The sequence below is a fragment of the Curtobacterium sp. MCPF17_001 genome, from assembly GCF_003234615.1.
Classification (GTDB): domain Bacteria; phylum Actinomycetota; class Actinomycetes; order Actinomycetales; family Microbacteriaceae; genus Curtobacterium.
Genome location: NZ_QKSL01000003.1, coordinates 1 through 17,864, shown reverse-complemented (window position 1 = coordinate 17,864; position 17,864 = coordinate 1). Strand labels below are relative to the sequence as shown.

20 protein-coding genes are annotated in these 17,864 nt (G+C 71.2%); 8 read left to right on the top strand and 12 right to left on the bottom strand.

Going from position 1 to position 17,864, the window contains the following annotated elements:
• Positions 1-8 precede the first annotated feature (8 nt).
• From DEJ24_RS04020 to DEJ24_RS04000, 5 genes are all read right to left on the bottom strand, one after another.
• Entirely contained in the window at positions 9-431 is a 423-nt protein-coding gene (locus DEJ24_RS04020) for a Fur family transcriptional regulator (RefSeq protein WP_111077389.1), read from the bottom strand.
• On the bottom strand, positions 428-1,348 hold the full coding sequence (locus tag DEJ24_RS04015; protein ID WP_111077388.1) for a metal ABC transporter permease: 921 nt from the start codon (positions 1,346-1,348) through the stop codon (positions 428-430). Before DEJ24_RS04015 ends, DEJ24_RS04020 begins: the two co-directional genes overlap by 4 nt.
• Entirely contained in the window at positions 1,348-2,241 is an 894-nt protein-coding gene (locus tag DEJ24_RS04010; RefSeq protein ID WP_111077387.1) for a metal ABC transporter ATP-binding protein, read from the bottom strand. Before DEJ24_RS04010 ends, DEJ24_RS04015 begins: the two co-directional genes overlap by 1 nt.
• Positions 2,238-3,146 (bottom strand): metal ABC transporter solute-binding protein, Zn/Mn family, encoded by a 909-nt coding sequence (locus DEJ24_RS04005; protein WP_111077386.1) that lies wholly within the window; start codon positions 3,144-3,146, stop codon positions 2,238-2,240. The genes DEJ24_RS04010 and DEJ24_RS04005 overlap by 4 nt, the downstream gene beginning before the upstream one ends.
• Positions 3,147-3,221: 75 nt before the next feature.
• The gene (locus DEJ24_RS04000) at positions 3,222-4,490 is read right to left on the bottom strand and encodes a PTS transporter subunit EIIC (protein WP_110904989.1); all 1,269 of its coding nucleotides are present in this window, start codon (positions 4,488-4,490) and stop codon (positions 3,222-3,224) included.
• 180 nt (positions 4,491-4,670) lie between these two features.
• Between DEJ24_RS04000 and DEJ24_RS03995 the strand changes: the two genes are divergently transcribed.
• Both DEJ24_RS03995 and DEJ24_RS03990 read left to right on the top strand, forming a co-directional pair.
• Positions 4,671-4,907 (top strand): glucose PTS transporter subunit EIIB, encoded by a 237-nt coding sequence (locus DEJ24_RS03995; RefSeq protein ID WP_110823137.1) that lies wholly within the window; start codon positions 4,671-4,673, stop codon positions 4,905-4,907.
• Complete coding sequence (locus DEJ24_RS03990; RefSeq protein ID WP_111077385.1) at positions 4,904-5,356, top strand: PTS glucose transporter subunit IIA; 453 nt, start codon at positions 4,904-4,906, stop codon at positions 5,354-5,356. Before DEJ24_RS03995 ends, DEJ24_RS03990 begins: the two co-directional genes overlap by 4 nt.
• A 61-nt stretch (positions 5,357-5,417) precedes the next feature.
• On the opposite strand, the gene DEJ24_RS03985 is transcribed toward DEJ24_RS03990, so the two are convergent.
• From DEJ24_RS03985 to DEJ24_RS03960, 6 genes are all read right to left on the bottom strand, one after another.
• On the bottom strand, positions 5,418-6,152 hold the full coding sequence (locus DEJ24_RS03985) for a GntR family transcriptional regulator (RefSeq protein ID WP_111077384.1): 735 nt from the start codon (positions 6,150-6,152) through the stop codon (positions 5,418-5,420).
• Positions 6,153-6,261: 109 nt separating this feature from the next.
• Positions 6,262-6,837: a GNAT family N-acetyltransferase gene (locus DEJ24_RS03980; protein WP_111077383.1), complete on the bottom strand. Its 576-nt coding sequence runs from the start codon at positions 6,835-6,837 to the stop codon at positions 6,262-6,264.
• 109 nt (positions 6,838-6,946) lie between these two features.
• The gene (locus tag DEJ24_RS03975; RefSeq protein ID WP_111077382.1) at positions 6,947-8,518 is read right to left on the bottom strand and encodes a dihydrolipoamide acetyltransferase family protein; all 1,572 of its coding nucleotides are present in this window, start codon (positions 8,516-8,518) and stop codon (positions 6,947-6,949) included.
• Positions 8,519-8,562: 44 nt separating this feature from the next.
• Positions 8,563-9,522: an alpha-ketoacid dehydrogenase subunit beta gene (locus DEJ24_RS03970; protein WP_110905025.1), complete on the bottom strand. Its 960-nt coding sequence runs from the start codon at positions 9,520-9,522 to the stop codon at positions 8,563-8,565.
• Between the two features lie 86 nt (positions 9,523-9,608).
• Positions 9,609-10,745: a thiamine pyrophosphate-dependent dehydrogenase E1 component subunit alpha gene (locus DEJ24_RS03965; protein ID WP_111044576.1), complete on the bottom strand. Its 1,137-nt coding sequence runs from the start codon at positions 10,743-10,745 to the stop codon at positions 9,609-9,611.
• Positions 10,746-10,750: 5 nt separating this feature from the next.
• Positions 10,751-11,857, bottom strand: a complete 1,107-nt coding sequence (locus tag DEJ24_RS03960) for a histidinol-phosphate transaminase (protein ID WP_110904995.1) — start codon at positions 11,855-11,857, stop codon at positions 10,751-10,753.
• A gap of 52 nt (positions 11,858-11,909) precedes the next feature.
• Here DEJ24_RS03960 and DEJ24_RS03955 point away from each other — a divergent pair, with 52 nt between their 5' ends.
• The 3 genes from DEJ24_RS03955 (at position 11,910) to purB (ending at position 14,280) form a co-directional block, all read left to right on the top strand.
• Positions 11,910-12,311: a phage holin family protein gene (locus tag DEJ24_RS03955; protein WP_110904996.1), complete on the top strand. Its 402-nt coding sequence runs from the start codon at positions 11,910-11,912 to the stop codon at positions 12,309-12,311.
• A gap of 74 nt (positions 12,312-12,385) precedes the next feature.
• Positions 12,386-12,898, top strand: a complete 513-nt coding sequence (locus DEJ24_RS03950; RefSeq protein ID WP_110905026.1) for a low molecular weight protein-tyrosine-phosphatase — start codon at positions 12,386-12,388, stop codon at positions 12,896-12,898.
• Positions 12,895-14,280: an adenylosuccinate lyase gene (gene purB / locus DEJ24_RS03945; RefSeq protein WP_111077381.1), complete on the top strand. Its 1,386-nt coding sequence runs from the start codon at positions 12,895-12,897 to the stop codon at positions 14,278-14,280. Before DEJ24_RS03950 ends, purB begins: the two co-directional genes overlap by 4 nt.
• Before the next feature lie 75 nt (positions 14,281-14,355).
• Here purB and DEJ24_RS03940 read toward each other — a convergent pair whose 3' ends face one another.
• The gene (locus DEJ24_RS03940; protein ID WP_111077380.1) at positions 14,356-15,498 is read right to left on the bottom strand and encodes a geranylgeranyl reductase family protein; all 1,143 of its coding nucleotides are present in this window, start codon (positions 15,496-15,498) and stop codon (positions 14,356-14,358) included.
• A gap of 133 nt (positions 15,499-15,631) precedes the next feature.
• Here DEJ24_RS03940 and DEJ24_RS03935 point away from each other — a divergent pair, with 133 nt between their 5' ends.
• The 3 genes from DEJ24_RS03935 to DEJ24_RS03925 are packed head-to-tail and all read left to right on the top strand — an operon-like array spanning position 15,632 to position 17,747.
• The gene (locus DEJ24_RS03935; RefSeq protein WP_111077379.1) at positions 15,632-16,174 is read left to right on the top strand and encodes a hypothetical protein; all 543 of its coding nucleotides are present in this window, start codon (positions 15,632-15,634) and stop codon (positions 16,172-16,174) included.
• Positions 16,171-17,304 carry a hypothetical protein gene (locus tag DEJ24_RS03930; RefSeq protein ID WP_111077378.1) on the top strand — a complete coding sequence of 378 codons (1,134 nt, stop codon included), beginning with the start codon at positions 16,171-16,173 and terminating at the stop codon, positions 17,302-17,304. The genes DEJ24_RS03935 and DEJ24_RS03930 overlap by 4 nt, the downstream gene beginning before the upstream one ends.
• On the top strand, positions 17,301-17,747 hold the full coding sequence (locus tag DEJ24_RS03925) for a hypothetical protein (RefSeq protein WP_111077377.1): 447 nt from the start codon (positions 17,301-17,303) through the stop codon (positions 17,745-17,747). The genes DEJ24_RS03930 and DEJ24_RS03925 overlap by 4 nt, the downstream gene beginning before the upstream one ends.
• Positions 17,748-17,864 lie beyond the last annotated feature (117 nt).

Below are 17,864 nucleotides of genomic sequence, written 5' to 3'. Positions count from 1 at the left end.
GGCGGAGACTACGCGCCGCCCCGGACAGCGGCACGCGCGGTGCACTCGGCACACTCGCCGAACACGTCCACGACGTGGCTGGCGTTCGAGAACCCGTTCGCGGCGGCGGTCGCGCGGGCCCACTCCTCGACGGGGTCGGCCTGGATCTCGACCGTCCGGCCACAGACGCGGCAGATCAGGTGGTGGTGGTGCTTGTCGGTCGTGCACGCCCGGTACAGGGACTCACCGTCCTGCTGCAGCGAGTCGGCGTCACCCTCGGTGGCCAGGTCGGACAGCGCCCGGTACACGGTCGCCAGCCCGATGGTGGAGCCGCCGTCCCGCAGGTGCGCGTGCAGCGACTGCGCGCTGACGAACCCCTCGGTCGCGGACAGGGCTCCGCGCACCGCTTCGCGCTGCCAGGTGTTGCGTCGTGGCTTCTGGACGGCGTTCATGCTGCGACTCCTTGCTCCGGTACGGCCGGGAGGCCCGTCCCACGGTCGACCTGCTGCTCCCGCGCCGTCACGCGGTCACGTCCACGGCGGTCCCTGCGAGCGCCGAGCACCCGACAGACGACCCAGATGAGGAACGAGATGGTGGTGACGTACGGACTGATCGGCAGTCCGCCGCCGAGGGCCAGGAGGATCCCACCGACCACCGAGGTCACGGCGAAGACGACGGAGAGCACCGGCACGAGGACCGGGTTCACCGTCACCCGCAGTGCGGCGGCGGCCGGGGTCACCAGCAGCGAGAGCACCAGGAGCGCCCCGACGATCTGCACCGACACCGCGGTGGCCAGGCCGAGCGCGAGCATGAAGACCAGGCCGAGGGTGCGCACCGGGACACCGGCGGCCGCGGCGACGTCGGGGTCCACCGAGGCGAACATCAGCGGACGCCAGATGACCACGAGGATGAGCACCACGACCGCGGCGATGGCCACGAGCATGCCGAGCTGCGGGTTGTCGACGGAGACGATCTGGCCGGTGAGCAGGCCGAACTTGTTCGCGGCCCGGCCCTTGTAGAGCGCCAGGCAGAGGATGCCGAGGCCCAGGCCGAACGGCATGAGCACGGCGATGATCGAGTTCCGGTCGCGGGCCCGGCTGCCGAGCACCCCGATGAGCAGCGCGGCGATCAGGGACCCGACGACCGAGCCGCTGACGACGTTGACGCCGAGGAGCAGGGAGGCGCTCGCGCCGGCGAACGACAGCTCGCTGATGCCGTGCACCGCGAACGGCATGTTCCTGGCGACGACGAACGGCCCGATGAGCCCGCCGACGATGCCGAGCACGGCGCCCGCGACGATCGAGTTGCGCACCAGGACGAGCAGCTCGCCGTAGTCCTGGAACGAGAAGACGGTCGACCAGACGTCCATCAGATTCGTCCTTCGTCGGGGGTGGTGGCGTGCGGTGAGGGCTCGCAGTGGTGGTGTCCATCGCCCGCGGTGTCGTGGGCGTCGCTCGCACCGACGATGACGATGCGGCCCATCGTGCGGACGACGTCGACGGGCGTGCCGTAGAGGTCGCTGAGGACGTCGGCGCGCAGGACCTCGTCGGGGGCACCGATCCGGAAGCGTCCGCCCGCGATGTAGAGGACCCGGTCGACGACGTCGAGGATCGGGTTCACGTCGTGGGTGACGAAGAGCACCGCGGCGCCCTGCTGTCGGCGCTGCCGGTCGATGAGCTCGGTGACGCCGCGCTGGTGCCGGAGGTCGAGCGAGATGAGGGGTTCGTCGCAGAGCAGCAGTGCCGGGTCGGCGGCGATGGCCTGTCCGACACGGGTGCGCTGCTGCTCGCCGCCGGAGAGCTCGGCGACGGGCGCGTCGGCGAACGCGGTCGCGCCGACCTCCGCCACGATCCGGTCGATGCGCTCGCGTTCGGCACGGCGTTCGGGTCGGATGCCCCAGCGGTGCCCGGTCACGCCCTGCGCGATCATGTCGCGGGCACGGAGCGGGGTCCCGGAGTCCATCAGCCGCTGCTGCGGGATGTAGCCGATCCTCCGGTGACCGCGGCGGACCGGGCGTCCGAGGAACGACATCGACCCGCTCGTCAGCCGCTGCTGCCCGAGGACGGTGCGCAGCAGCGAGGTCTTGCCGGCGCCGTTCGGCCCCAGCACGGCGACGAACTCGCCGGGCTGCACGTCGAGGTCGAGGCCGTCCCAGAGCCGACGACTGCCGTAGGCGAGCCCCGCGTCACGGAGTGCGAGCACGGCGGAACCGCCACTGCGCGCGGCAGTGGCGGTCCGGTCCCGGTCCTGGAAGGTCGTCACTTCTCGAGTGCCGCCGTCACCGCGTCGATGTTCGCCTGCTGCCACGAGACGTAATCCTCCCCCTTCGGGAGCGTCTCCGTGACACCGATGACGGGGACGCCCGCCTGCTTCGCGGCCTTCTGGACCTGTTCGGTCTCGGGGCTCGAGGTCTGCTCGTTGACGGCGAGCAGTCTCGCCTCACCGCTCGTGAAGAGCTTGAGCGTGTCGTTGAGCGCGGCCGGCGGGACGTCGTCGCCCTCCTCGATCGCCTCGGAGAAGTCCGGCGGCGTCACGTTGTCGAGGCCCATCGCGTCGAAGAGGTACCCCGGCACGGGCTCGGTGTACGCCACCTTCTCGCCGTCGACGGTCTTCTCGACCGAGGCGGTCTGTGACTCGAGCTCCTGCAGCTTGCCGGTGAGGGTCTTCGCGTTGGCCTGGAAGGTGCTCGCGTCCGCGCTGTCCAGCTTCGTCAGGCGCTCGGAGACGTCGGCGACGAGCTTCACCATCGTCGGGTAGCTGTAGAAGACGTGCTCGTTGAACTCGTCCGATCCGCCGGTGTCGAGACCCGAGAGCTCCACCACGTTGATCGTGGGGGCGTCGGTGTTCGAGGACTTCGCCAGCGTGGACATGAAGTCGTCGTAGCCACCGCCGTTCTCGATCAGCAGGTCCGCCTTGGACACGGCGAGCTGCGTCTTCGCGCTCGACTCGAACGAGTGCGGGTCCTGCGACGGGTCCTCGAGGATGCTCGTGACGTCGACGTGGTCGCCACCGATGCTCTCGACGATCGACCCGTAGACGTTGGTCGAGGCGACGACGCGGACCGTGCCGTCGCCAGCGTCGGTCGATCCGGAGGAGGTCGCGCACCCGGTCAGGGCGAGCGCGGCGGCGCCGGCGACGAGCGGCAGGGCGAGGAGTCGGGTGTGCATGGGGACGACGCTAGCGCCACATGAGAACGATTGTCAAAACCGGTATCAGCGCGAACGACGGACGGGCCAGAGGACCTACGCCTTGGTGAGGTCGTCGACCGAGGCCGAGGCGATCTCGTCCTCCGGTTCGCGACCCGGCGTCCGGAGGTTCCACTTCTTGATCACGAAGCTGAAGAGGAAGTAGTACACCGCCGCGTACGCCAGACCGATCGGGATGAGCCAGATCGCCCCCTGCGCCTTGCCGAAGTTGAGCACGTAGTCGATCGCCCCGGCGGAGAACGAGAAACCGTCGTGGATGCCGAGCGCGTTCACCAGCGCCAGCGAGGTGCCGGTGAGCACGGCGTGGATCACGTAGAGCGGCCAGGCCACGAACATGAACGAGTACTCGAGCGGCTCGGTGATGCCGGTCACGAAGGACGTCAGCGCGGCGGAGAGCATGATGCCGCCGACGAGCTTGCGCTGCGACGGGCGGGCGTTCCGCCAGATGGCCAGCGCACCGGCGGGCAGCGCGAACATCATGATCGGGAAGAAGCCGGTCTGGAAGATGCCGGCGGTGGGGTCGCCCGCCAGGAAGCGCGGGATGTCACCGGAGACGGCGCCGTTCGGACCGGCGAAGCTGCCGAGCTGGAACCACGGGAAGAAGTTGAGCAGCTGGTGCAGACCGACCGGGATGAGCATGCGGTTGGCGAACCCGAAGATGCCGCCACCGACGACCGGCTGCGACGTGACCTGCTCGCCGACCCACGTGAGGCCGATGTCGAAGTACCGGTAGACGAAGGACATCAGCACGGCGATGACCAGACCGGCGGCCGCGGTGAGGATCGGGACGAGACGGCGACCCGAGAAGAACCCGAGGAAGTCGGGCATCTTCGTCCGGTGGAACTTCTGCCACAGGCCCGCGGCGACGAGACCCATCACGATGCCGCCGAGGACACCGAAGTTGATGGTCGCCTGGTTGCCGGCCGAGTCCTTGACGCCCGCCAGGACGATCGGCGACATCGTCTTGAAGACCTCGTACATGACCATGTAGCCGACGACCGCGGCCAGGGCCGTCGTGCCGTCGGACTTCTTCGCCCAGCCGATCGCGATGCCGACCGCGAAGAGCAGCGGCAGCCAGGTGAAGATCGCGTTGCCGGCGGCGCCGATGACGCTCGCACCGGTCTCGAACCCGGGGATCGCACCGAGCAGGTCGGGCTGCCCGATCCGGTTGAGGATGCCCGCGGCCGGCATGACCGCGATCGGGAGCAACAGGCTCCGGCCCAGCCGTTGGGCATTCGCGAAGAAGCGTGACTGCTTCTTCGGCGTCTTCTTCTCCGGCACGTCCGTGGTGGCAGCGGTGCTCATGCGGAGTTCCTCTCGTCATCGGGTGGAGCTGTTCGGGGTGAGTTGAGTCGCGTGGACGGCGCAGGTACCCTCGGCAGTGTCGCCAGGTCCCGGTCCTGTCCGGTCATGACCAGTTCGTAGTGTCGATGACCGTGGACTGCATGTCAACCTGTGAGCGAACCCGTAACGAGGAGGAAACAGATGGCTGACATCAAGGCTGCCGACATCATCGCCGCACTCGGCGGAACCGACAACATCGACGAGGTCGAGGGCTGCATCACCCGCCTCCGCGTCGAGGTCGAGGACGGCGACCTCGTCGACAAGGACGCGCTGAAGGCCGCCGGCGCCCAGGCCGTCGTCGGTGGCGGCACCGGCTGGCAGGTCATCGTCGGGCCGATCGCGGACAACCTGGCGCAGGACATCCAGGACGAGCTGTGACGGTCGTCCGCACGCCGTTCGCCGGCCCGGTCGTCGGACTCTCCGACGTTCCCGACCCGGTGTTCGCCGAGCAGCTCGTCGGTGCCGGTGTCGCGGTCGACCCGACCGGCGCCGAGGGTCCGGTCACCGCGGTCGCCCCGGTCGACGGCACCATCGTCAAGCTGCACCCCCACGCGTTCGCGCTGCAGGGCGCCGCGGGCACCGACGTCCTGGTGCACGTCGGCATCGACACCGTGAAGCTCAAGGGCGAGGGCTTCACGCTCCTCGCAGCGGAGGGCGACACCGTCGCCGCCGGCGACCCCGTCGTGCGCTTCACCCCCGCGGCCATCACCGCGGCCGGGTACTCCCCCGTCGTCCCCGTGGTCGTGCTCGGGTCGACGCCGGACTCCGTCCCGCAGGGCACGGTCGGCACCACCGTGGCCGAGGGCGACGCGCTCTTCGAGGTCTGACCGACCCCGACGACCGGACGGGCCGGGAGTGAGCACCCGCTCGCTCCCGGCCCGTCCCGCGTCAGACCCCTGCCCGGGAGGCCGTGACCTCCATCTGCACGCGGTAGCGGTCGGAGCGGTACCAGCTCCGTGCGTGTTCGACCGCCCGCGGCCCCGAGTACGACACCCGGTCGAACTCGAGCAGGGGCGCCCCGGTCTTCGTGCCGAGCAGGGTCGCGACGTCGTCGGTCGCCGGGTTGGCCGCCACGGTCTGTTGCGCCCGGTCGATCGGGTGCCCGTACGCCTCGGCCGCGATCGAGTACACCGAGCCGGACAGGTCGTGGTCGAGCAGACCGGGGAACACGTCCGCGGCGAGCCAGGCGTCGTCGACCGAGACCGGTGCCCCGTCGGCCATCCGCAGTCGCTTGAGGTGGTGCGCGGTCTCGCCCTCGCCGAGGTGCAGGGCCGCGACCGTCGCGGCGGGCGGGACGCGTTCCTCCCGGATCAGCACGACCGTCGTCGGCACGTGCCCCATCGCGCGCATCTCCTCGGTGAAGGAGGCCAGGTGCAGGGTCGACTGCATCGGGCGGTTCGCGACGAAGGTGCCCTTGCCGCGGACGCGCTCGAGGTGTCCCTCGTTCACCAGCTGGCCCAGGGCCTCCCGCACGGTGATGCGCGAGACGCCGTACTCGGCGATGAGCTGCCGCTCCGAGGGGATCGCGGCCCCCGGTGCCAGGCGGGTCGTGATCTGGTCGAGCAGGATCCGCCGCAGCTGCTGGTGCTTCGGTTCAGCACCCTCGGTGATGCGGCTCGGCAAGCGGACTCCTCGTGTGGATCAAGTGGTCCTGTGCGGACATGACCAGTTCACCCACAGTACCGGCCGCACCCGCGCGTGCAACCGCCGCGGAGGCTCTGCACCGGGCCGGTCAGGCGTTCGCGACGAGCCAGTCCAGCTGCGCCGGCGTCAGCGTCCGGTCGCTCCACACCTGGCACTCGACACCCTCGGGCGCTGCCGTCCGTGTCGGCCCCTGCCAGACCTGGGTCAGCCCCACCCGGGCGAGCACACGAGACGAAGCCGGGTTGTTCGTGAGCACCCGGGCGGTCACCGGGACGTCCGGGCGCAGTTCGCGTGCGGCGTCCACCGCGGCGCGGGCGACCTCGGTCGCGTAGCCGTGGCCGTGGTGCTCCGGGGCCAGGCGGTACCCGAGGTTCCAGACGCCGCCGGCGGTGAGGTCCACACCGCCGATGCCGAGGAACACACCGGAGTCGGCCGCTCGGATCGCCCACGAGCCAAGCCCGTGCCGGACGCGCCCGCCGATCTTCCGCTGCACCAGGTCCTGCGTCGCGGCGCGGGAGGTGTGCCGCCCGGCCGGGAGGTGCGTCCAGGTCCGGGCGTCCGAGAAGAGCTCGTGGACCGCGTCGATGTCCGCGGGCGTCACGGGCGTGAGCACCAGGCGACCCGTCCGGATCTCCTGCTGCGGCACGAGCAGCTGGTGGACCATGTGCTGATCATCCCCCGCTCCGCCGACATCGGCGTGAACGGCACACCAAGACCGCGCGACCCGAACCGATCCGTCGGCGTCGCCCGGCCCGGTCGGGCAGCGCTCGTCGTCAGTCGAGCAGGAGCGCGGGCTCCTCGATGACCGAGGCGACGTCGTGCACGAAGCGCGACGCCACGTCACCGTCGACGACACGGTGGTCGAACGAGGCACCGATCGTGGTCACCATGCGCGAGCGCACGTCCCCGTCGACGACCCACGGCTTCGGCTTGATGGTGCCCATCGCGACGATGGCGACCTGACCCGGGTTGAGGATCGGGGTGCCGGTGTCCATCCCGAAGACGCCGATGTTCGTGACGGTGATCGTTCCGTCGGCCATGTCCGCCGGCGTCGTCTTGCCGTCGCGGGCGGTCAGCGTCATCTGCTCGAGCGCCTTCGCGAGCTCGAGCAGCGACATGTCCTGCGCGTCCTTGATGTTCGGCACGATGAGCCCCCGCGGGGTCGCCGCGGCGATGCCGAGGTTCACGAAGTGGTGGACGATGATCTCGCGGTCCGTCCAGGACGAGTTCACGGACCGGTTGCGGCGGACGGCCCAGATGACGGCGCGCGCCATGATGAGCAGCGGCGAGACCTTGACCCCGGCGAACGTCGGCGACTCCTTGAGCCGCTTGACGAACTCCATCGTGCGGGTCGCGTCGACGTCCACGAAGAGCGAGACGTGCGGCGCCGTGAAGGCCGAGGTCGTCATGGCGGTGGCGATGGCCTTGCGGACGCCCTTGACCGGGATGGCCTCCTGGCGGACGTCGCCCCACTCCGGCGTCTCGATGTTGCGGAACACGGTGGCCTGCGTGGCGTGCCGGATGACGTCGTCGCGCGTGACCTCGCCGGCGAGGCCGGTCGGCACGACGATCGTCAGGTCGACACCGAGGTCCTTCGCGAGCTTCCGGATCGGCGGCTTCGCCATCACCTGCAGCGCCGAGGCGCTCGGCATCGTGGGACGCGCGGGCCGGCTCCCCTGTGCCGCGACGGCGTCGGCCGTGGTCGCCTCGCCGTCGTCGGTGACGAACTCGAGTCCGACTTCCCGACTGGAGGCCCGGAACGCCTCCGCAGCGGCGGCCGCGGCCCGGCGGGCACCCGGCTTCCGGCGGGAGGGTGCGGAGGTGGCGGAGCCGTAACCGACGAGCACGGCGCCCGAGCCCTCGTCGGTGCCGACGACACCGGCGTCCACGGCGACCTGGGCCGGGGCCGGGGCCGGGGCCGCGGCGGCGTGAGCCGGAGCGGCATGGATCGGAGCGGCCGGAGCGGGGACCGGAGCCTGCGCCACGGCCGCGGGGGCCACCGGCGCGGGCGCCAGCGGAGCGGACGCCACCGGAGCCGGCGCCGGGGCGGACGCGGCGGTGTCGGCGACGGGGGCCGAGTCCGCCGACTGCCCGGCGGCGGCCGCGTCGGACTCGACGCGGATGATCGGGCTGCCGACCTCGACCGTGTCGCCCTCGGCGACGAGCAGGCCGGTGACGGTGCCGGCGAACGGCGACGGCAGCTCGACCAGCGACTTCGCGGTCTCGATCTCGACGAGCACCTGGTCCACGGCGATCTCGTCACCGGGGGCGACGCGCCACTGGACGATCTCGGCCTCGGTCAGGCCCTCCCCCACGTCGGGCAGGGGGAATTCGGCGACGGCCACGTCGGCTCCTTCAGCAGGGTTCGTTCGTACGGGAGTGGTGCGGGTCAGTAGGCGAGGGCGCGGTCGACGGCCTCGAGGACGCGGTCGGCGTCGGGCAGGTGGAAGTGCTCGAGCTTCGACTGCGGGAAGGGGATGTCGAACCCGGACACCCGCAGCGGCGGGGCCTGCAGCGTGTAGAACGCCCGCTCGGCGACGGTCGCGGCGATCTCGCTGCCGACGCTGATGAAGCCCGAGTCCTCCTGCGCGATGACCAGGCGGCCGGTCTTGCGCACCGAGGCGAGCAGTGGCTCCCAGTCGATCGGTGAGATCGATCGGAGGTCGACGACCTCGCAGCTGGTGCCCTCGGCCTCCGCGATGTCGGCGGCCTGCATGAGCGTCGCGACCATCGCACCGTGGCCGACGAGGGTGACCTCGGTGCCGGTGCGGGCGACGCGGGTCGTGTGCATCGGCACGTGGCCGTCGACCAGGTCGACCTGGCCCTTCGGCCAGTAGCGCGACTTCGGCTCGAAGAAGACCACCGGGTCCTTCGACGCGATGGCTTCCTGGATCATCCAGTAGGCGTCGTTCGGGGTGCTCGGGCTGACCACGCGCAGCCCCGGGGTGTGCGCGAAGTACGTCTCCGGGCTCTCCTGGTGGTGCTCGATCGCGCCGATGTGCCCGCCGTAGGGGATCCGGATGACGATCGGCAGCGACATGTGCGCCGGCAGTCGGTTCGCCATCTTCGCCAGCTGCGAGGTGATCTGGTTGAAGGCGGGCCAGACGAAGCCGTCGAACTGGATCTCGATGACGGGACGGTAGCCGCGCAGCGCCAGGCCGATCGCGGTGCCGACGATGCCGGACTCGGCGAGCGGGGTGTCCCGGACGCGATCGGCGCCGAAGCGGTCCTGCAGACCCTCGGTGATGCGGAAGACACCGCCGAGACGGCCGATGTCCTCGCCCATCAGCAGGACCTTGTCGTCCGCCTCCATCGCCTTCGCCAGGCCGGCGTTCAGCGCCTTTGCCATCGGGAGGGTCGGGGTCGGGTCCGCGGGGACCTCGCCCGCACCGGGGTGCGTCCGCAACGTGTAGTCGAAGAGCTGCTCGGTGGTGCTCATGCGTGGGCTCCTGCGTCCTGGCCGGCCTCGTAGTCCCGGAGCCATGCGCGCTGCTCGTCGATGCGCGGGTGCGGCTCACGGTAGACGTTGTCGAACATCGCCTCCATCGGCGGGTCCTGGAGGGCACTCGTACGGGTCCGGATGTCGGCGGCGATCTGCTCGCCCTCGGCGTCGAACTCGGCGAACTGGGCGTCAGTGGCGCCCTTGCTGCGCAGGTACGCCTCGGACCGGGTGATCGGGTCGCGGGCGACCCAGCCGGCGAGCTCGTCGTCGCCGCGGTACCGCGTCGGGTCGTCCGAGCTGGTGTGCGCACCGATGCGGTAGGTCTCGGCCTCGACGAACGCCGGGCCCTGACCGCTGCGGGCGTGGTCGGTCGCGACGAGACTCGCCGCGTACGAGGCCAGCACGTCGTTGCCGTCGACCTTGATGCTCGGGATGCCGAAGCCGCGCGGACGGTCGACGAGCGGGGTCGGGGACTGCACCGAGACCGGCACCGAGATCGCCCAGTGGTTGTTCTGCAGGAAGAAGACGACCGGCGCGGTGTGCGAGGCGGCGAACACGTACGCCTCGTTCACGTCGCCCTGGCTGGTCGCGCCGTCACCGAAGTAGACGATCGAGCACTCGTCGACGTCCGGGTCGCCGGTGCCGACGACGCCGTCGAGCGCCTGACCCATGGCGTAGCCGGTGGCGTGCAGGGTCTGCGCGCCGATGACGAGCGTGTAGATGTGCGTGTTGCCGCGGGCGTCCGGGTCCCAGTTGCCGTGGGCCTGGCCACGGAAGAGCGAGATGATCTCCATCGGCTCGACCCCGCGCTGCATCACGACGGCGTGCTCGCGGTACGAGGGGAAGAGGTGGTCCTGGGGGCGGAGCGCGAACGCGGAGCCGACCTGCGCAGCCTCTTGCCCGTGACTCGGCGCCCAGAGTCCGAGCTGACCGGTGCGCTGCAGGTTGCCGGCGGCGTGGTCGAAGCGTCGGGTGAGCACCATCTGGCGGTGCATGGCGAGCAGGGTCTCATCGGGGAGGGCCCGGGCGACGGCGGCGAGTTCGGCGTTCTCGTCGGTCTCCACGAACCGGCCCTCGGGATCGAGGAGCTGGACGGGGGTCGTCGCAGGAGCCGCGGCGCGGAACAACATGTCCGTCAGCGTACCGGCCGCTCAGGAGCCGTCGTTGTGAGACGTTCCACAACGGCACTCGCGGTTTCGAGGAGCTTTGCGACAGCCTCGTGCTCCCCGATCGAGATGCGGATGCCCTCGGGCGCGAAGGCCCGGACGATCAGCCCGGCGTGCTCGAAGGCCTCGGCGGCGAAGGCGGTGTGCTCACCCGTCGGCAGCCAGACGAAGTTGCCCTGCGCCGCCGGGACGTCCCACCCCTGTTCGAGCAGCCCCGCGCGGATCCGGTCCCGGCGCTCGGCCAGTTCGGCGACGCGGTCCAGCAGCTCGCCCTCGCGCTCGAGACTGGCCAGCGCGGCCGCCTGGCCCTGCGCCGTCACGGACAGCGGGATGGCGCAGGCACGGACGGCGTCGAGGACGTATGCCGGTCCGAGCGCGTACCCGACCCGGAGGCCCGCGAGTCCGTACGCCTTCGAGAAGGTCCGGAGCACCACGAGGTTCGGGTACCGCTCGAGCAGTGCCGGCCCGCGGACCGCGTCGACGTCGGTGACGAACTCGGCGTATGCCTCGTCGAGGACCACGAGCACCGAGGTCGGCACCCGCTCCATGAACGCGCCGAACTCCGCGCCGGTGACGATCGGGCCGGTCGGGTTGTTCGGCGTGCACACGATGACCATGCGGGTGCGCTCGGTCACCGCCGCCGCCATCGCGTCGAGGTCGTGGCCGCCGTCGGGACGGTTCGGGACCTGCACGCTCGTGGCTCCGGCGACGGTGACGACACCCGGGTACGCCTCGAAGGACCGCCAGGCGTAGACGACCTCGTCGCCCGGGCCGGAGGTCGCCTTCGCCAACTCGTGCAGGATCGCGACGCTGCCCGGGGCGACGTGCACCTCGTCCACGGTGGTGCCGAACCGGTTCGCGAGCACCGCACGGACCGCGAGCGCGGTGGCGTCGGGGTAGCGGTTGAAGGCCGTCTGCGCCTGCACCGCCTCGACCACCCCGGCCAGCGGCGGGAAGGGGTTCTCGTTGCTCGAGAGCTTCAGGGCGTCCGGCGCGGCCTGACGTCCCTGCTTGTAGGGCGGCAGCACGGCGATCTCGGGGCGGATGTGCACGGTCGGCACGGACTGGTCGGTCACCGCCCCAGCGTACCGGCGGCCTGTTCGCGGAGAAGGCGGGCATCATGGGGCCATGCGGTTCCTCGTCCGGCTCATCGTCAACGCCGTCGCCCTCTGGCTCACCACGCTCCTCGTGAGCGGGGTCGCCGTCGACTCCTTCGGGGACGGTGGTCCCGTCGAGACCGTCCTGACGTACCTGCTCGTCGCGCTGGTGTTCGGCATCGTCAACGCGGTGATCGGCACGCTGATCCGGATCGTGGCGTTCCCCCTCTACGTCCTGACGCTCGGGCTGATCTCGTTCGTCGTCAACGCGGTCCTGCTGCTCATCGTCGCGGGGATCTCGACCGGGCTGGGCTTCGGCCTGTCGGTGGAGTCGTTCGGCTGGGGCATCGTCGGGGCCTTCGTGTTGGCGGTCTTCGCCTGGCTCGTCGGCCTGGTCGCCCGTCCGGTCCTGGGCGGCCGCGGTCGGGCCTGAGGCCGGTCGGCCATCGCGCCTGGTGGCCGGGCATCGCGTCCGGCGTCCGGCTGGGCCATGATGTGCACATGACCATGGACGCCGGCGCCCCGTCGCCCTTCCGTGTCTCCTTCGTCTGCAGCGGCAACATCTGCCGGTCCCCGATGGCCGAGATCGTCTTCGCGCAGGTGGCCGCCGACGCCGGCCTGGCGGACCGGTTCGTGGTCGAGTCCGCAGGCACCGGGGACTGGCACGTCGGCGAACCCGCCGACGAGCGCACGATCGCAGCGCTCGCGGCACGCGGATACGATGGCAGCAGGCATCGCGCCCGTCAGTTCGACCCGGACCGGTTCCCGGACCTCGACCTGGTGGTCGCACTCGACCGCTCCCACGAACGCATCCTGCGCTCGTGGGCCCCCACCATGGACGACGCCGCGAAGGTGACGCTCCTGTTGCGGTACGACGACGCCTGGCCTCAGCAGGCTGACGTGCCGGACCCGTACTACGCGGACCGACACGAGTTCGACCGGGTGCTCAGCACGGTCGAACGGGCCTGCCGGGCGCTCTTCCACCAGCTCGAGCCGGCAGTCCGCCAGGGAGCCCCATGACCCCCCTTCCCCCGCAGCCGATCAGCCCGCTCGACGGGCGCTACTACCCGATCGTGCACACGGTGGGCGAGCACCTGTCCGAAGCCGGCCTCAACCGTGCCCGGATCCGGGTCGAGGTCGAGTGGCTCGTGTTCCTCACCGACCACGCGATGTTCACCACCTCCCCGCTGTCCGTCGACGACAAGGCCGCGCTCCGCGCCCTGGTCGACGACTTCGGCCAGGAGCAGATCGCGGAGCTCGCCGAGATCGAGGCGACCACCCGCCACGACGTCAAGGCGGTCGAGTACTTCGTCCGTCGTCGCCTCAGCGACCTGGGCCTCGACGCCGTCGCCGAGCTGACGCACTTCGCCGCGACCAGCGAGGACGTCAACAACCTCTCCTACGCGCTGACCGTCCGTGACGCCGTCGAGCACGTCTGGCTGCCGTCCGCACGCGCGGTCGTGGAGCGCCTGCGGGAGATGGCCACGAGCCTCCGGGCCGTGCCGATGCTCTCGCACACCCACGGCCAGCCCGCGACGCCGACCACGCTCGGCAAGGAGATCGCGGTCGTCGTCTACCGACTCGAGCGGATCCTGTCCCAGGTCGAGCGGGGCGAGTACCTCGGCAAGTTCTCCGGCGCGACCGGCACGTTCTCGGCGCACCTCGCCGCGGACCCGGAGGCCGACTGGCCCGCGCTGTCCCGCGAGTTCGTCGAGGGCCTCGGTCTGACGTGGAACCCGCTGACGACGCAGATCGAGTCGCACGACTGGCAGGCCGAGCTGTACGACCGGGTGCGGCACGCGAACCGGGTCCTGCACAACCTGGCGACCGACGTGTGGACCTACGTCTCGATGGGGTACTTCACGCAGATCCCGATCGCCGGCGCGACCGGGTCGTCGACGATGCCGCACAAGATCAACCCGATCCGGTTCGAGAACGCCGAGGCCAACCTCGAGATCTCCTCGGCGCTGTTCTCCACGCTGTCCGAGACCCTCGTCACGAGCCGTCTGCAGCGCGACCTGACCGACTCCACCACCCAGCGCAACATCGGCGTCGCGTTCGGGCACTCGCTGCTCGCGCTCGACAACCTGCGCCGTGGTCTGGGCGAGATCGCGGTGAACGAGATCCGCTTGGCCGAGGACCTCGACCACAACTGGGAGGTCCTGGCCGAGGCCATCCAGACCGTCATCCGCGCCGAGGTCACGGCCGGACAGTCGGACATCGAGGACCCCTACGCGATGCTCAAGGAGCTCACCCGGGGCAAGCGCATCGGGCGGCAGGAGCTCGTGGCGTTCGTGAACGGACTCGACGTCTCCGATGCTGCGAAGGCCCGACTGACGAACCTCACCCCGGCGACGTACACCGGCCTGGCGGACGAACTCGTCGACCACCTCGAGGTCTGAGCCGGACCCGACCGGTCGGCCGCCTCGCCGGCCCGACCGGCCGGCCGGCTGACCGGCCGGTCGGTGGGTCGATGCTCAGCCGAGCCAGCCGGTGACCTTCCGCACCCAGCGGTGCCGGAAGGCCCGGGCGAGGGTCGTCTCGCCGCGGCAGAACCGGACGAAGTAGCCGCGGCCGAACGGTGTCTTCGAGATGAGGAAGTGGAAGCCGGCCGGGAACCGCGTGAAGACACGGAGCAGCTGTGCCCCGGCGTCGATCTCGGGGACCAGTTCCGCACGCACCTGCGACTCGTAGCGGTCGAGCGCCGCGCGGTCACCGGCGACGTGCGCGGCAGCGGCGGTCCCCGCCCACTCCCCCGACCGCAGGGCGAACGAGATCCCCTCGCGCGTCCACGGCTCCAGGAGGCCCGCGGTCTCGCCCGCGAGCAGGACGGTGCCGCTGCGGAGCGGTGAGTCCCCCGTGCGCCACTGGGTGAGGTGGCCGCTGCTGCGGTCCTGGTCGGTCGGGTGCAGGCCGAGGCGCTCGATCCAGTCGTCCAGGTACCGACGGGTCTGGTCGGCGTGGCCCTTCTGCTCGATGACCCCGACGGTCAGGGTCTCGGCCTTCGGGAAGACCCAGGCGTACGTGCCGGGGTGCGGGCCCCAGTCCAGGAGCACACCGGTGGCGGCGTCCTCGGGGCGACGCGGGACCTCGACCTCGAGTCCGAGGTCCGTGACGGCCATCACGGCGCCGACGTACCGTCCGACCCGACCGCCGGAGCCGTCGGCGCCGATCACGACGCGCGCGACCAGTTCGTCGCCGTCGGAGAGCGTCAGCCGGGTGCGGCCGTCCTCGTCGGCGAGCGCGCGGACGTTGGCGCCGTCGCGGAAGACGACCCCGGCCTCCTGCGCAGCGTCGACGTTCGCCTGGTCGAACCGCTCCCGGTCGACCATCGCGACGAACGGCGCCTCGGTGCGGACCCGGGTCACGCGGCCCATGCGGTGCGAGAAACCGACCTCGGGCAGGTCCGCTTCGATGGTCGCGAGGGCGCGGTCGTTGAGTCGCCGTCGGGACTGCCCGATGATGCCGCCGCCGCAGGTCTTGTACCGGGGGAAGACCGCCTTGTCGAGGAGCAGGACGCGGGCGCCGCCGAGCGCTGCGTGCCGGGCTGCGGTGGCACCGGCAGGGCCGGCTCCGACGACCACGACGTCCCAGGGCTGATCGGGTTCCGTGTCCTGCATGGGGCCAGAGCCTACCGGCGACCGCCGGCATGACCGCCCTCGCGGCGATGCGAGCGGTTACGCTGACTGCGTCGGGCGTGCAGGCTGCCCCGCCGGGGGCCAGGAGTGGGGAGCGGGATCCGTGTCGAGGGACGTGAGCCGCAACACCGCCGTGCAGATCGTCGACGACCACGGGCTGCCGGGCGCGGTCCCGATGTCCGCGATCCGCCGCCTCGTGCAGGAGGTCACCGGCCGGGAGGTCACCTACCGGTTGGTCCGCGGACTCGCGCACCAGGACGTGCACGGGCTCTGGGCCGGGTTCGACGACGGGACCGCGGTCGTGTCCTACCCGCCGGCGCCCTCCGGCACGCAGCTCGTCGTCATCAACCACGAGCACGGCCACATGCTCATCAGCCCGGACGGACCGGCGGAGTCGCACGGCATCGACCCGCGGTTCGCGCGGTTCGTCCAGGAGAAGGTCGACGGCATCGTGCCCGGTCGCCGGGTGGTCCGGTCCGGGGAGACCCTCGAGCAGGAGTACACACCGGACCTCCAGTTCCTCTACGGCCACACGGACTTCTCGGAGGACGAGGAACGCCTGGCGGAGCTCGTCGGCGTGGAGCTCAGTGTCCGCGTGATGCGGCACGCCCGCGCACGGGGCCGGGACGTGCGGTTCGGGCGGGTGTTCGGCGGATGAACGTCCTGGACGGCTGGGTCTTCGTGGCGAGCGTGGTGACGGTGGTGTCCGTCGGCCTCGCAGCACTGTCGATGCTGTCCCCGAACGTGCGCCAGCCGCTGCCGGCGCACCCGGACGCCGACGACCAGACCGGGCCCCGCTCGATGCTCGTCCCCGGGGTGCTCGTCTGGGCGCTGGGGTGCACGCTGCAGGCCCCGTTCGTCTACCTCTGGGTCGACGGTCTGCTCGGCGGGCACAACGTCACCAACCTGGTGTACCGGTCCGCGGTGGTCGTCGCGCTCGGCTGCCTCGAGGTCATGGTCATCCGCGCCGAGCACGGTGAGCGCCGACCCCTCGGGGAACGCCTGACGTGGGGACTGGTCCTGGTGGCGGTCGCCGTGCAGGTCACCCTCTTCGCGATGAGCGACTGGGCCGTCTCGGACCCGTTCCTCGGCCGGTACACGGGCGAACCGACCCGCGAGCTGTTCGCCGCGGTGCTGCCGATCTGCGTCGGACTGTACGGCGTGCAGGTCGCCGCGGTGGCGTTCCGGGGGCTGCCCCTCTACGGCGAGTGGACGACGCGGTGGGGCGTCTGGCTGATCGGCATCGCCGCGCTCGTCGACCTCGCCTGGATCACCGAGAGCCTGGCTGCCGGCGCGGTGCGGCTGTTCGTCGACCGGCACTTCGCCATGGTCGGCACCGTCGACCCGCTCTGGGAACTGGCCGTGGTGTCGATGGCGAGCCTGACCGCGGTCGGGGTGGTGTTCGCAGCCGCCCGCCCGGTCGTGGTGCCGGTGTGGCGCCGCCTGCTGCTCCTGGTCAGCCTGCCGATCACCGATCGCGCGATGGAGGCGCACCCGGAGTTCAGCGTCTACCCGCGGAGCGTCCGTCGGGCCCACGCGTTCCGGAGCCGCGGAGAAGAGGCCGAGGTGGCGCTCTACCAGCGGTGGGCGGAACTCGAGGACAACATCCGCCTCCGCCAGTTCCGGCCCCGCTGGTACGAACGCGGGGTCATCCACCTGATGGGCGTCGCCGCCACGACCGGCGTGACGGACTCCCTGATCGACGAACTCAGCCTGCCCGACGACGACGTCCCGGCCGACGACGAGCACACCGAACGAGACCCGGAACGGATCGAGTCGACGCCATGAACCACGACAAGCTCACCGAGGCGCAGCAGACCCAGCGCGCCGAGCTCGCCCGCAAACTGCACCTGCTCTGCAGCACCATCACCGCCCCTGACGGTGGCCCGGTGACGTACCCGAAGATCCGCGACTGGCTGGCCGACCGGGACGTGAAGCTCAGCCGGTCGCGCTGGGAGTACATGCGCCTGGGCAACCGCTACGTGGTCGAGGACGAGCGGCTGCTGCAGGCGATCGCGGAGTACTTCGAGATCGACCCGTCGTACCTGACCGGTCCGGCGAGCCAGCTCACCGAGACGATCGACGCCGCACTCCGGTTCACCCTGGCGGAGCGCACCAGCCCGGTCAGCCTCTACGCGGCCCGGACGCTGAACCAGGACGTGACGGCCGAGCACCTGGACCGCCTGACGGCGCTCCTGCACGAGATCGAGGAGGCACGCGGCCGGTCGTGAGACGGGCCTCGGGACGGGACCGGCGGGACGGACCTGCGGAGACGCGGCCTGCCGAGACGCGGGCGGCCCGGGGTGAGGCCGAGGCGGGGCCGGGGCGAGGCGAGGCCGGGGCGAGGC

What these genes read in the sequence shown, in the direction of transcription:
- DEJ24_RS04020 (WP_111077389.1), bottom strand. Translation starts at nt 431, where the DNA reads ATGAACGCCGTCCAGAAGCCACGACGCAACACCTGGCAGCGCGAAGCG.
- DEJ24_RS04015 (WP_111077388.1), bottom strand. Translation starts at nt 1,348, where the DNA reads ATGGACGTCTGGTCGACCGTCTTCTCGTTCCAGGACTACGGCGAGCTG.
- DEJ24_RS04005 (WP_111077386.1), bottom strand. Translation starts at nt 3,146, where the DNA reads ATGCACACCCGACTCCTCGCCCTGCCGCTCGTCGCCGGCGCCGCCGCG.
- DEJ24_RS04000 (WP_110904989.1), bottom strand. Translation starts at nt 4,490, where the DNA reads ATGAGCACCGCTGCCACCACGGACGTGCCGGAGAAGAAGACGCCGAAG.
- DEJ24_RS03995 (WP_110823137.1), top strand. Translation starts at nt 4,671, where the DNA reads ATGGCTGACATCAAGGCTGCCGACATCATCGCCGCACTCGGCGGAACC.
- DEJ24_RS03980 (WP_111077383.1), bottom strand. Translation starts at nt 6,837, where the DNA reads ATGGTCCACCAGCTGCTCGTGCCGCAGCAGGAGATCCGGACGGGTCGC.
- DEJ24_RS03970 (WP_110905025.1), bottom strand. Translation starts at nt 9,522, where the DNA reads ATGGCAAAGGCGCTGAACGCCGGCCTGGCGAAGGCGATGGAGGCGGAC.
- DEJ24_RS03965 (WP_111044576.1), bottom strand. Translation starts at nt 10,745, where the DNA reads ATGTTGTTCCGCGCCGCGGCTCCTGCGACGACCCCCGTCCAGCTCCTC.
- DEJ24_RS03955 (WP_110904996.1), top strand. Translation starts at nt 11,910, where the DNA reads ATGCGGTTCCTCGTCCGGCTCATCGTCAACGCCGTCGCCCTCTGGCTC.
- DEJ24_RS03950 (WP_110905026.1), top strand. Translation starts at nt 12,386, where the DNA reads ATGGACGCCGGCGCCCCGTCGCCCTTCCGTGTCTCCTTCGTCTGCAGC.
- purB (WP_111077381.1), top strand. Translation starts at nt 12,895, where the DNA reads ATGACCCCCCTTCCCCCGCAGCCGATCAGCCCGCTCGACGGGCGCTAC.
- DEJ24_RS03940 (WP_111077380.1), bottom strand. Translation starts at nt 15,498, where the DNA reads ATGCAGGACACGGAACCCGATCAGCCCTGGGACGTCGTGGTCGTCGGA.
- DEJ24_RS03930 (WP_111077378.1), top strand. Translation starts at nt 16,171, where the DNA reads ATGAACGTCCTGGACGGCTGGGTCTTCGTGGCGAGCGTGGTGACGGTG.
- DEJ24_RS03925 (WP_111077377.1), top strand. Translation starts at nt 17,301, where the DNA reads ATGAACCACGACAAGCTCACCGAGGCGCAGCAGACCCAGCGCGCCGAG.